Source organism: Flavobacterium cheniae (assembly GCF_004363695.1).
GTDB lineage: Bacteria > Bacteroidota > Bacteroidia > Flavobacteriales > Flavobacteriaceae > Flavobacterium > Flavobacterium cheniae.
On the sequence record NZ_SNZC01000002.1, the window covers coordinates 472419 to 485516 of the forward strand.

Consider the following 13098-nt stretch of genomic DNA (forward strand, 5'->3'; position numbering starts at 1 on the left):
AATTAAAACTAGCTTTTCAAAGCTTCTGCTCCACCAACGATTTCTAAGATTTCGTTTGTAATAGCTGCTTGACGCGCTTTGTTGTAAGTTAATTTTAATTGGTCTCTTAATTCTGTAGCGTTATCGGTTGCTTTATGCATTGCTGTCATACGTGCTCCGTGTTCTGCTGCAAATGAATCTCTAATTGATTTGTATAATTGTGTTTTTAATGATTTTGGAATCAATGTCAACACAATTTCTTCTTTAGATGGTTCAAAGATATAATCAGAAGCTACTACTTCGCCACCAACAATTGGAGCCAATGGTAAAAACTGTTGTGTTCTTACAATTTGAGTTGCAGCATTTTTAAATTCGTTATAAACGATTTCGATTTTATCGTAATCACCTGCCACGAATTTATCCATTAATTGTTGTGCAATATCAGAAGCATTTTCGAAAGTTAATTTGTCAAAAATAACATTGTTAACCTCGATTACGTTGTTTGTTTTACGCAAAACGTCGTTTCCTTTTTTACCAATAGCAAAAATATCTACTTGTTTTCCTGCATATGTATCAGCAACTGCTTTTGCTTGTTTAATTACATTCGTATTAAACGCACCACACAAACCTCTGTTTGAAGTAATTGCAACGATAAGTACTTTATTTACTTCTCTTTGAGCTGTAAAAGCACCACCAACTTCTCCTTCAAGAGTTGCACTTAAGTTTTGTAATAGCTCAGTAAGTTTTTCTGCATACGGACGCATAGCTGTAATAGCATCTTGCGCTTTTTTTAATTTTGCAGCAGAAACCATTTTCATCGCCGATGTAATTTGCATCGTAGATGAAACAGAAGTAATCCTATTACGTATTTCCTTTAAGTTTGCCATGTTTTTATAGTAATTAGTAATTAGTGAATAGTAATTAGCTTTTTACTAATCACTATTCACTTTTCACTGAAAATTAATTATATTTTGCTGAAATTTCTTTCGCTACTTTTTCTAAAACGTCAGTGATAGCGTCATCAAACTTACCTGCTTTAAGTGCGTCTAATGTATCTCTGTGTTTCGCGTTTAAGTATTCTAAGAAATCTTTTTCAAATTCTTTTACTTTTACAACTGGTACATTTCTTAACAAGTTTTTAGAACCTGCATAAATGATAGCCACCTGATCTTCTACTGTAAAAGGAGAGTTTAAACCTTGTTTTAAGATTTCAACGTTTCTTTTTCCTTTTTCAATAACGTTTAAAGTTACAGCATCTAAGTCAGAACCAAATTTAGCGAAAGCTTCTAATTCACGGAATTGTGCTTGGTCTAATTTTAAAGTACCTGATACTTTTTTCATTGATTTAATCTGTGCATTACCTCCAACACGAGATACAGAAATACCTACGTTAATTGCAGGACGAACTCCAGAGTTGAATAAATCACCATCTAAGAAAATCTGTCCGTCAGTAATCGAAATTACGTTTGTTGGGATATAAGCAGAAACGTCACCCGCTTGTGTTTCGATAATTGGTAACGCTGTTAACGAACCACCACCTTTAACGATTCCTTTGATAGAATCTGGTAAGTCATTCATGTTTCTAGCGATTTCGTCGTTGTTAATTACTTTACAAGCTCTTTCTAATAAACGAGAGTGTAAGTAGAAAACGTCTCCAGGATAAGCCTCACGTCCTGGTGGTCTTCTTAATAATAAAGATACCTCACGGTAAGCTACAGCTTGTTTAGATAAATCATCATAAACAATTAAAGCTGGACGACCAGAATCTCTAAAATACTCACCAATTGCAGCACCTGCCATAGGAGCATATACTTGCATTGGAGCTGGATCAGAAGCGTTTGCAGCAACAATAACTGTATAAGCCATTGCACCTTTTTCTTCTAACATTTTTGCGATTCCTGCTACAGTTGAAGCTTTTTGCCCAATTGCAACATATATACAGAATACAGGTTTTCCTGCATCGTAAAATTCTTTTTGATTTAAGATGGTATCAATACAAACTGTTGATTTACCAGTTTGACGGTCACCAATAACCAACTCACGTTGTCCTCTACCAACTGGAATCATAGCATCAACTGCTTTTACACCTGTTTGTAATGGTTCAGTTACTGGCTGACGGAAGATAACTCCAGGAGCTTTTCTTTCTAATGGCATCTCGAATAACTCACCACCGATTGGACCTTTACCATCAATTGGGTTACCTAAAGTATCTACAACACGACCTACCATCTGTTCTCCTACTTTAAGAGAAGCAATACGTTGTGTTCTTTTTACTGTAGAACCTTCTTTGATTCCTGTAGATGGTCCTAAAAGTACCACCCCAACATTGTCTTCTTCTAAGTTCAATACGATAGCTTCTAATCCGTTTTCGAATTGTACTAACTCTCCGTATTGAGCGTTTGATAATCCGTAAACACGAGCGATACCGTCTCCAACTTGAAGTACTGTTCCAACTTCTTCTAACGATGCACCAGATTCAAAACCTGATAATTGTTGTTTTAATATTGCTGAAATTTCAGCAGGTTTAATTTCCGCCATTTTGATATATCTTTAATGGTATATTAATTACTAAACTCTCTTTTTAAATTTTGCAGTCTGCTTGACACAGATGCATTGTATTGTTTGTCGCCCATTCTTAAAATAAATCCTCCAATGATAGCAGGATCTACAATATTTTGAATGGTAATATTTTTATTTGAAAACGATGCAATTTTTGCCAATACTTTAGCTTCTAACTCAGGCGTAATTGGGAAAGCGGTAGTTACCTTTGCAATCTCAATTCCGTTAAGTTCGTCGTATAAAGCATTGAACTGTAAAGCAACATCATTTAATAATTCAAATCTTTTGTTTACTAAAAGCAATTGAAATAATCCTTTTGTCTCTTTTTGAGCAGAAGCAAAAATTTCGTTTAAAGACGAAAATTTAATTTCACCTTTAACAACTGGACTTTGCAAGAAATCTTTTAACTCAGCGCTGTCTTTAATTGCGTTAACAATTGAAGTCATATCTGAATTTACAGCTTGTGTGCTGTTGTTCACTTGGGCAATGTCCAAAATGGCTTTAGCGTATCGAATTGCTGCTCTAGTTCCTGCCATGATATTAGTTTAATTTAGCGTCACCTAACATTTTCTCAACCAATTTAGTTTGAGCTTCTTTGTTAGATAATTCTCCTTTTAATAATGTCTCAGCAATTTCTAATGACAAAGAAGAAACTTGATTTTTCAATTCTGCCATAGCTGCATTTTTCTCACTTTCGATTGTTGCTTTCGCAGATTCAATCATTGCTGCTCCTTGAACTTGTGCTTCAGATTTAGCATCAGCAATCATTTTTTCTTTGATTTCTCTTGCTTCTTTAATCATCAAGTCTCTTTCAGCTCTTGCTTCAGCTAATAATTTTTCATTATCAGACTTCAAGTTCTGCATGTCTTTTTTAGCGTTTTCAGCTGCTAATAAAGCGTTAGAAATTCCTTCCTCACGAGCTACAATTGAATTCATGATAGGTTTCCATGCAAATTTAACCATTAATACGATTAATATTAATAAGATAATAGCTTGCCAGAAAAATAGTCCGAATGAAAAATCGTTAATTAATTTCTCCATGTTTTGAAAAATATATGTTTAAATAGTACTTTCTTTTTAAAAGCAGTACCTGTAACCAACCGTTACAGATACTGTTTTTTGTTTCTTTATTATTTTCCTAAGATTAAAGCAGCGAATGCTAAACCTTCTAATAAAGCAGCGATAATAATCATCGCTGTTTGAATTTTACCAGCAGCTTCTGGCTGACGTGCGATAGCGTCCATTGCAGAACCACCAATTTTTCCTAAACCTAAACCTGCACCGATTACTACTAAACCAGCTCCAATTAAATTGTACATAATAATTGATTTATAAAATTAAACAATACTCAAATTTTAATGATGATCATCGTGATGATGATCTTGAACTGCCATACCAATAAATAATGAAGACAACATTGTAAAGATAAAAGCTTGTAGGAATGCTACTAAAACTTCGATAATTGAAATGAACAATGTTAATCCTAATGATATAGGTAAGTCAGCTGCTAAATTTTTTCCAACGAAAATCATTGCAATTAAACTCATGATTACAACGTGACCCGCTGTAATGTTTGCGAACAAACGAATTAATAATGCGAATGGTTTTGTTAATGTTCCTAAAATTTCAATTGGCATTAAGATAATCTTCATTGGAACCGGAACACCTGGCATCCAAAAAATATGCATCCAATAATCTTTATTAGCACTAAATTGTGTAATAAAGTAAGTGAATAACGCCAAACAAATAGTTACTGCAATATTACCTGTAACGTTGATTCCTAGTGGAGTCATTCCAAGTAAGTTTAATAACCAAATTAAGAAAAACACAGTTAATAAATAACCCATGAATTTTCTATATTTTTTCTCTCCAATATTTGGAATAGCAATTTCGTCTCTGATGAATAAGATAAGCGGCTCTAACACTCTACCGAATCCAGTTGGAATTGGTCCTTTTTTATATGATTTAGCTAAACCAATAAACATGAATAATAACAATGCAGAAGTAAACAACATTGAAAACACGTTTTTCGTAATTGAAAAATCTAATGGTTTTGCGTTTTTTGGATGATGGTGCTCGTCATAATTAATAGTTCCAGCAGCATCTGTTTTGTAAATTTTTCCGTGGTATAATTTATAGAAATTTCCATCAACTTCAGCCACAGTTTCTCCGTGGTGAAATTTAGAAGATGAAAACACTTTTAAACCATTATCAATTAAAATAACTGGCAATGAAAACCCATAATGTTTACCTTCTTTTTCATCTGAGAAAAAAGTAAAATCGTGAGAATCTTGTAAGTGATGTTGAATGTACGCATCTACTTTAGCTTTCTTGTCCTGAGGTTCAGCAGTTTCTCCGTGATTAGCATCAGCAGCAGCATGAACTTCATGAGCTTCTTTTTTAACTGAATCATTAGAAACATTAGCAAAACTAAATAAAGGCAATATCGCGATTGCGATTGCTGCTATTACATGAAGTGGTTTTCTTGAAATCACCATATTGATTATATTCTAAAATTTTGGTCTTAAAAATTTTTGCAAAAGTACAACTTTAATTAATATTCCAAGTTTCAAAAATATTTTTTTTTGAATATTTAATGATTTTTTTGCCTCAAATTACTTTTTGTTTAGCAATCTTATTGTAAAATAGACATCTAGACTTAAAAAAAACAGAAAAGTGATGAAAAAATTAATTTTGTTTGTTTCAAGCATTACCTTATTTTGAAATAAAAATTCGGTAGCAAAAAAATAACTAATTCCTACTTTTAATGTTGACAATCCTAAAAAAGCAAAACCCAACTGTTCTTTTGCTGTTTCATAAATCTTAATCATTGCCAACAAAATAGCCAATGTCATTATAAATTGTAAAGCATACGACATTAAAAAAGGCGTTGTGTCAATCTTATTTAAAAAAGTAACTGTTCCAAAATGAATTAGAAAAAAAACGATTGAAATTAATAAAGCTTGAACAGTTACGGGTAATTTTTTTAACATCTTTACTTATTATTATTTAATTGATTTACTTGTTTGATTACATTATAGAGGGCAACAAAAACTCCAAGAAGCGTAATTCCTTTTAGAAAATAACCTTCAGGATTTGGATATTTTTCATCGAGCCAACCACCAAGATACGAAAAGCCAAAAATAATCAATCCCATTTGAAATGGGATATTAATTAGTGCCAACCACTTATTAGATTGTTTTTTATTGTCTTTAGAATCCATTACTTGTTTTGAGTTCGCATTTCGCAACTAGCTTCAAATCGAGCTCCTGGCTCTACGGCAAGTTTTCCAACGATTACTTCTCCGGTTATATGTGCTTTTGATTTTACATTTAACATGCCTTCGGCCTGAAGTTTTCCTGAAAAAACACCTTCGATATCAATACTTTTGCAAATGATATCGCCAATAACTTCTCCTGTAGGGCCAATTACAATTTTTCCTTCGGAAGTAAAATTACCTTTTAGTTTTCCATCTAAACGAAAATCTGCCAAAGTAGTGATGTCTCCTGTAATGGTAGTTCCATCTACAATTCTATTGGTTTTGCCTAATAAATGATCTTGGTTTTTCACTTTTTCAAACATATTAATAGGTATTGGGGTTATTTATTTAACAAAATCCATTCTTGCAACTTCTTCTTCATCTGTACAATCTTGTAATCCTCTGTTGAAATGATATAAACTTTGTCGGTTAGTTTGTAGTTTTTATGCAATTGTAATACCGATAACACTGATATCGCAGCATCTTTATTGTCAAATCCATGAATTACAATAAAGTTATCAGTTAAAGTATAAATATCCTCAGATGATTTTAATGCCACTGCATTGGTGTCTTTAATGTATTTTGCTACTTTATCTGTTAGATTTTTGACTTCTTTGCCGTAAGGATACGTTTTAGGGAAGATGATTTTATAACTCGTTGGTTGAGCTAAACCGAAATCAAGTGCTTCAATTAACGGCACTTCCATTTGCACCATTTTTTCGGCTTGTTTTCCTTCATCAACATTAGGATACGTTAGTGCGACAAAATTTAATGCTTTTTTATATTCTTCAACCCCTTTTAATCTTCCTACTATTTTTGCTTTAAGCATTTCAAATTTCGGCAAAGATTCTTCACCTGCAAATCTAAAAATGGCTTCGTCAACTTCTACAAAAACTTCTCTTAATTGATTGTTTTCAAACTTCTTATACAAAGCATTAAATACCAATTCTGGATTATCGTTATCTGTGATTTCAACTTCTGGATTATTCAAAATTTGAGCATAACGACTTTCAGGATATTGCGACAAGATTTGTTGTTTCATATCTGCCGCTTTTGAAGGCGAAATTTGCTGATAGATTTTATACAGATTATACATTGCTGGAAGCACCAAACGCTCTTCTGGTTTGTTTTTTAACAATTGCTCTAAACGAGAAGCAGCCAATTCGTATTCTTTAAATTTTTCTTTGTAGATAAGTCCAAGTTGATAATAAGCAAAGTTTCGGTCTTTGGCTAAACTATCTAAAAGTTTTGAGTCTGTTGGAATTTGAGCTAAATAAAATTGTGCATCGTACTTTGGATTGATTTCCTTTTCTGCAACTGAATCTTTTTGATCAACATCAATATTTTCATCGTCAGCATTATTAGAATCGTTTGCGTTTTTTGAACCTAATCTCCAATCATCGGCAAGTGGTCGTTTTCCCCATCTCGCCTGAAATTCTTTCTTACCAAGTTCTACCGCTACCGGATTATAAAAATAAAAACTGTTTCCGTTACTATCGGTATTCATTCCTGGAGGTAACATTGAAGGAACACCCATGTCAATAACTTGTGTGTCCTTTTTGCCAGGAGTATTTATATTTCCAGGAGAGGTATTATTAAGACTTGCTTGTAGATTTGCTTCTTTCTCTGCTTTTTCGGCAGCAATTTTAGCTTTTTTCTCGTCTTCAATTTTTAATTTAGAAATATAATTATCGTAGTAGCTTTTTCTATCCAAATCATTCATTGCTACCACGCTCAGAATACTATCATTCTCTTGTGCAATAGTCTCATATTTGATAACATCTTCTAAATTATCTCTTTTTTTCTTTATTTTTCGATATTCACGTGTTCTATCGTTTAATCGCAATAAAGTACTATCGTAATATTTACCTGCTGTTTTGTATTGGGCTTCTTTAAAATAAATTTCTCCAATATTTCTATAATTTGAAGAAACTAAATAGCTGTCTTGTGAAACCGATTTTATCGATTTATTATAGTACAACTTTGCCTTTTGATTTAAGCCTTGCTTGTCATAAAAAATTCCCATTTGATGATTCAAGACATCCAAATAAGGTCGGTTTTCTCTATCCTCTAAAAGTTTATTGAATTTTTCGACAAACGCTAATGTATCGCCTTTTTTATAATCAAATTGCAGTGCCTGTTTAGCATGCGATTGAACAACATATCTGCGTGGCGATTTTCTATTCATATCAATTACTTCCTGAAAAGTCGCATAAGCACTGTCATTATACTGAAGATTCTCGTATAACTGTCCTAAAATAAAAGTATAACGTGCTTTTTCTTCATTGTCGTTAGTGGCTTCTTTTGCAACTTTTAAAGCAGCAATAGCAGTATCTTTAACTTGAATATTCATGTAAGCTTGTGCCAACATTGCATTAGCATCTGCTAAATCTTGACCTTGAATTTTATCGTCTTTTAAAAGTCTTTTCAGATTTTTGATAGCAACATCTTCGTTATCTAATCGAATATTAACTTTCTCACGCCATACTTTTGCGTGATAAATTCGGTCACTCAAAGGGTATTTGTATAGAATGTAATTTAATGCTTCTAAAGATGGGATAAATCGATTTTCGTAATAACGAGCCTTTGCTAACAACAAATACGCTTCATCCATTTGCGGATTTTTTTCAGTCCCAGCAATATTCATGGAATGCGTTTGAATTGCTTTTACTGCTTTTTCTTCGGCACGTTCAAAATTTTGGTTCTTTGTTTGACCTGGTAAAATAGCCTCTTCCGCATCCGATGTTCGCTCCACCGGAAGGACTTCCCAAAAATTGTCTTTATAGGTTGTTTTTAATTCTTCTAAACCTTTGGTTAAAGCCAAATTTCCGTTATATAAAACGTTATATTCGGTAGTAACGGCGTGAAAATTGCGATTAATAAATTTATCTTTCTTGACAGAACATGCTATCAAAAAAAACAAAAAACCTACGACAAGAGAGTATTTAATTATAGTGCTTTTCAATGTAAAAACGTTTTTGTACTTAAACTACTAAAATCACTTTTTAGTATGTATAGAATGGTAAAAATACGTTTCTTTTTTTGATGTGAAAAAAAATAGTAGACTTTTTGTTAATCAAACACGTTTTTAAGGTCTTTTATCACCTTAAATGCTACATCAATTTGATCATCGCTAACAATAATTGTAAACTCGTTTGTTGTTGAAATTACTTCGTGAATGATAATTCCTTCCCAAGCTAATCTTTGAAAAATATAGTAGTAAACTCCAGGTGTTGAAATGTTTTCTTGTGGTAATTTTACCGTGATAGAAGAAAGATTTTCAATCTTGTGTGTTAGTTTTTCATTCTTAAAAATAGCTTCAACCATTGGCTCAACCGAAGTACTGGTTACAATATTGGTTTCATTTACTCCACGAGATGAAGTGTAAAAAATGTCTTGTTGCTTATTAATTTCAGAAATTAGTTTAGCCTGATTGTCTAAAAGGGTGTCCGAAATTACGTAAGTGAAATCTGTTAACGAAGAACGAACCGTGATTTCGCCAATATTTTTTAAGACTTTAGAAATTTTATAATTGATTTTAAAATCTAATTCTTCCGAAAGTCTTTTTAAAGACATTACCACAGCACCTTGTTTTACATCTTTTCCTAAATGTGCTTCCAATTCTGGCATCATTATTCTTGCCAAAGAAGTCAAATTAATAATTCCTTGCGAAAGCGAACTCAATAAAAAAGGCTTAGATTTAATGTATTGTTCTACTACTGAGGATATAGTTTTCATGTTTTTAGTTGTTTGTTGGGCGCAAAGATAAAAACAAAAAACAATTTGTTACAAATTTAACATTAAAAATAATAAAATGCTTCTTCGATGTGTTCTATAACAAATTCTGCATTTTCTTTATGAATAGCAACAATGTCAAATCGCACTTCAATATCTAGGTCATTTTGGCTAACGTATTCATTTATAGCTTTTACCAATAATTGGATTTTCTTAGGCTTTACAAATTCTTGTGGCAAACCAAAATCTAAACTCGAACGCGTTTTCACTTCAACAACTGCCAAAATATTTTCTTTTTGAGCAATAATATCGATTTCGGCTTTATCAAAAACCCAATTCGTTTCCAAGATTTCATAGCCGTTTTTTTCTAAGAAATCAACTGCTAATTCTTCTCCAAATTTTCCTAAATCATTGTGTTCCGCCATGTCATTGCGAGTTTATAAAGCAATCATTTATTTGAAAGATAAAATCACTTCTTTTTCGTTCACTTCAAAATCTACTTGTTTTCCTAAAATTAAAGTTCGATTGTCTTTTTGATGTCCGGCTGGAAATTCAAACACAATTGGAATATTGTATTCTTTAGCAATTGCAGTAATAATTTGTACTTCATTTTGCCCAAACGGAATTTCGTTATCGTGCATATCGGCCATACTTCCCACAATAATTCCTTTTACATTTTCGAAATAACCATTGCGTTTTAAATTATACATCATTCTGTCGATGTGATACAAATATTCGTCCAAATCTTCAATAAAGAGAATTTTTCCTTTTGTATCAATCGATGATTTTGACCCTAATAAACTATATAAAATCGAAATATTTCCTCCTACTAATTCGCCTGAAGCTTTCCCTTTTACATCATATGGTTTTGATGGAATTGTATACGAAATCGCCTCTCCAAAAAGTGCTTTTCGCAGCGTTTCTTTTACTTCTTCTGGCGCTTTTGGAACTGTAAATGGCATAATCGAATGCAAAGTCGCCACGCGTTCCACGTTCAATTGACTGTGCAAAACCGTTACATCAGAAAATCCCATAATCCATTTTGGATGCTTTTTGAATTTTGTAAAATCTAATGAATCTATTATTCGAACTGTTCCATAACCACCACGTGCGCACCAAATGGCTTTGACATTGTCGTCATCCATCATTTCTTGAAAATCGGCAATTCTTTCAGCATCAGTTCCGCCAAGTTGACAACTATCTAAACCTATGGTTCGGCCTAATTTGGCTTTCAATCCCCAAGATTCTAATAATTCAATAGCGGGTTTTGCATCTTCTGGAAAAAATTTACGAGCGGTACAAACAACAGCAACTGTGTCGCCTTTTTTAAGATAAGGTGGAATTTTCATTTTCTTTTGCGAATGAGAAAAGTTTGAAATTAAAATAAGTACTAAAATAAATCTATACATAGTCAGATTTTATTAACTCAAAAGTAAACAAAATCCAATTAAAATTCGGGATTTCATCACTAATCGATTATTTTTGCATCAAATTTTATGATGATATGTTAGAAAATCCAAAAAGATATACGATTACAGCGGCTTTACCTTATACCAATGGACCTATTCACATTGGACATTTAGCAGGTGTTTATGTTCCTTCTGATATTTATGCAAGATATTTGCGTTTGCAAGGAAAAGATGTGGCTTTCATTTGCGGAAGTGATGAGCACGGTGTGGCGATTTCAATGAAAGCTAAAAAAGAAGGCATTACGCCTCAACAAGTAATTGATAAATATGACGGAATTATTCGTCAATCGTTTTTAGATTTCGGAATTTCTTTTGATAATTATTCAAGAACTTCTTCGGAGATTCATCATAAAACAGCTTCCGAATTTTTTAAAAAATTATACGATAACGGAGATTTCATCGAAGAAACTACCGAACAATTATACGATGCTAAAGCGGACCAATTTTTAGCAGACCGTTTCGTAACCGGAACTTGTCCAAAGTGCGACAATCCGGAAGCTTATGGCGATCAATGTGAAAAATGTGGTTCGACTTTAAACGCAACCGATTTAATTAATCCCAAATCAACTATTACAGGTGAAACTCCAATTTTAAAAGCTACCAAACACTGGTTTTTACCTTTAAATCGTTACGAATCGTTCTTAAGAGAATGGATTTTGGAAGGTCACAAAAACGACTGGAAACCAAATGTGTACGGACAAGTAAAATCGTGGGTTGATGGCGGTTTAGAACCAAGAGCCGTAACGCGTGATTTGGATTGGGGAATTGATGTTCCAGTAGAAGGTGCGGAAGGAAAAAAATTATACGTTTGGTTTGATGCGCCAATTGGCTATATTTCATCTACCAAAGAATGGGCAGCTCGCGAAGGAAAAGATTGGGAACCGTATTGGAAAGATGCCGATACAAAATTGGTTCACTTCATTGGAAAAGATAATATCGTTTTCCATTGTATTATTTTCCCAGCGATGTTAAAAGCGGAAGGAAGTTATATTTTACCAGATAATGTTCCGGCAAATGAATTTTTAAATTTAGAAGGAAATAAATTATCGACTTCTAAAAACTGGGCGGTTTGGTTACACGAATATTTACAAGATTTTCCAGAAAAACAAGATTCGTTGCGTTATGCATTAACGGCAAATGCTCCAGAAACCAAAGATAACGACTTCACTTGGAAAGATTTTCAAGCAAGAAATAATAATGAATTAGCGGCGATTTTTGGAAATTTCATCAATCGTGTGGTAGTTTTAACCAATAAATATTACGACGGAATTGTTCCAGCTCCAAACGAATTTTCTGAAGTTGACGAACAAACATTAGCCGAATTAAAAGCATATCCAGCTGTAATTTCAAGTTCAATTGAGCGTTACAGATTTAGAGAAGCGTTAGGCGAATTAATGAACGTAGCGCGTTTAGGAAACAAATATTTAGCGGATGAGGAACCATGGAAAATGGTAAAAGAAAATCCGGCAAGAGTGCAAACGCAAATGTATGTAGCGTTGCAAATTGCTTCTGCTTTAGCGGTTTTATCGGAACCATTTTTACCGTTTACAGCTAAAAAATTATCGAATATCTTAAAAATCGATACATTAGGTTGGAATGATGTAACGACTAAAACAGATTTGTTACCAGCAGGTCACCAAATTGGTAAAGCAGAAATTTTGTTTGCTCAAATTGAAGATACCGAAATCCAAAAACAATTAGACAAATTAGAAGCAACTAAAACTGCCAATAAAGTGGAAAACGCAAAAGCTGAACCGCAAAAAGAAACGGCTTCGTTTGAAGATTTTGCCAAAATAGATTTACGAATTGGAACTATCATCGAAGCAGAAAAAATGCCAAAAGCCAATAAACTTTTAGTTTTAAAAGTAGATACTGGAATTGATGTTAGAACCATCGTTTCTGGAATTGCAGAGCATTTTACACCAGAAGAAGTTATTGGAAAACGCGTAACCGTTTTAGTAAACTTAGCACCAAGAGCTTTACGTGGCGTGGAAAGCGAAGGCATGTTATTGTTAACAAATAACGCAGAAGGAAAATTAGTTTTCGTAAACCCAGATGCGGAAGGTGTGATTAATGGTGCGATGATTTCTTAATACA

14 protein-coding genes are annotated in these 13098 nt (G+C 33.2%); 1 reads left to right on the forward strand and 13 read right to left on the reverse strand.

Features of this window, described 5'->3' with window-relative positions; genetic code table 11:
* Positions 1 to 8: 8 nt before the first annotated feature.
* The 13 genes from atpG to C8D80_RS07190 form a co-directional block, all read right to left on the reverse strand.
* Positions 9 to 866 carry an ATP synthase F1 subunit gamma gene (atpG, locus tag C8D80_RS07130; RefSeq protein ID WP_133608822.1) on the reverse strand — a complete coding sequence of 286 codons (858 nt, stop codon included), beginning with the start codon at positions 864 to 866 and terminating at the stop codon, positions 9 to 11.
* 73 nt (positions 867 to 939) lie between these two features.
* Positions 940 to 2517: a F0F1 ATP synthase subunit alpha gene (gene atpA / locus C8D80_RS07135; RefSeq protein ID WP_133608824.1), complete on the reverse strand. Its 1578-nt coding sequence runs from the start codon at positions 2515 to 2517 to the stop codon at positions 940 to 942.
* Positions 2518 to 2540: 23 nt separating this feature from the next.
* A complete protein-coding gene (gene atpH, locus C8D80_RS07140) occupies positions 2541 to 3074 on the reverse strand; it encodes an ATP synthase F1 subunit delta (protein WP_133608826.1) in 534 nt (177 codons plus the stop codon).
* A gap of 4 nt (positions 3075 to 3078) precedes the next feature.
* A complete protein-coding gene (locus tag C8D80_RS07145; protein WP_133608828.1) occupies positions 3079 to 3579 on the reverse strand; it encodes a F0F1 ATP synthase subunit B in 501 nt (166 codons plus the stop codon).
* Positions 3580 to 3668: 89 nt separating this feature from the next.
* Positions 3669 to 3857 carry an ATP synthase F0 subunit C gene (gene atpE / locus C8D80_RS07150; protein ID WP_111566383.1) on the reverse strand — a complete coding sequence of 63 codons (189 nt, stop codon included), beginning with the start codon at positions 3855 to 3857 and terminating at the stop codon, positions 3669 to 3671.
* A gap of 36 nt (positions 3858 to 3893) precedes the next feature.
* Positions 3894 to 5036, reverse strand: a complete 1143-nt coding sequence (gene atpB, locus C8D80_RS07155) for a F0F1 ATP synthase subunit A (protein ID WP_133608830.1) — start codon at positions 5034 to 5036, stop codon at positions 3894 to 3896.
* A 117-nt stretch (positions 5037 to 5153) separates the two neighbouring features.
* Complete coding sequence (locus C8D80_RS07160; RefSeq protein WP_133608832.1) at positions 5154 to 5531, reverse strand: hypothetical protein; 378 nt, start codon at positions 5529 to 5531, stop codon at positions 5154 to 5156.
* A gap of 2 nt (positions 5532 to 5533) precedes the next feature.
* Positions 5534 to 5761 carry an AtpZ/AtpI family protein gene (locus C8D80_RS07165; protein WP_133608834.1) on the reverse strand — a complete coding sequence of 76 codons (228 nt, stop codon included), beginning with the start codon at positions 5759 to 5761 and terminating at the stop codon, positions 5534 to 5536.
* Positions 5761 to 6120 carry a bactofilin family protein gene (locus C8D80_RS07170; protein ID WP_133608836.1) on the reverse strand — a complete coding sequence of 120 codons (360 nt, stop codon included), beginning with the start codon at positions 6118 to 6120 and terminating at the stop codon, positions 5761 to 5763. Before C8D80_RS07170 ends, C8D80_RS07165 begins: the two co-directional genes overlap by 1 nt.
* A gap of 17 nt (positions 6121 to 6137) precedes the next feature.
* Positions 6138 to 8762 carry a type IX secretion system periplasmic lipoprotein PorW/SprE gene (gene porW / locus C8D80_RS07175; RefSeq protein WP_242004825.1) on the reverse strand — a complete coding sequence of 875 codons (2625 nt, stop codon included), beginning with the start codon at positions 8760 to 8762 and terminating at the stop codon, positions 6138 to 6140.
* A 107-nt stretch (positions 8763 to 8869) separates the two neighbouring features.
* Positions 8870 to 9535 carry an aspartate kinase gene (locus C8D80_RS07180; RefSeq protein WP_133608838.1) on the reverse strand — a complete coding sequence of 222 codons (666 nt, stop codon included), beginning with the start codon at positions 9533 to 9535 and terminating at the stop codon, positions 8870 to 8872.
* Positions 9536 to 9597: 62 nt separating this feature from the next.
* On the reverse strand, positions 9598 to 9957 hold the full coding sequence (locus C8D80_RS07185; protein ID WP_133608840.1) for a YraN family protein: 360 nt from the start codon (positions 9955 to 9957) through the stop codon (positions 9598 to 9600).
* Between the two features lie 27 nt (positions 9958 to 9984).
* Positions 9985 to 10881, reverse strand: coding sequence for a S66 peptidase family protein (locus C8D80_RS07190; RefSeq protein WP_162845058.1), 897 nt, complete (start codon positions 10879 to 10881; stop codon positions 9985 to 9987).
* Positions 10882 to 11036: 155 nt separating this feature from the next.
* Here C8D80_RS07190 and metG point away from each other — a divergent pair, with 155 nt between their 5' ends.
* On the forward strand, positions 11037 to 13094 hold the full coding sequence (gene metG / locus C8D80_RS07195; protein ID WP_133608844.1) for a methionine--tRNA ligase: 2058 nt from the start codon (positions 11037 to 11039) through the stop codon (positions 13092 to 13094).
* The last annotated feature ends 4 nt before the right edge of the window (positions 13095 to 13098 follow it).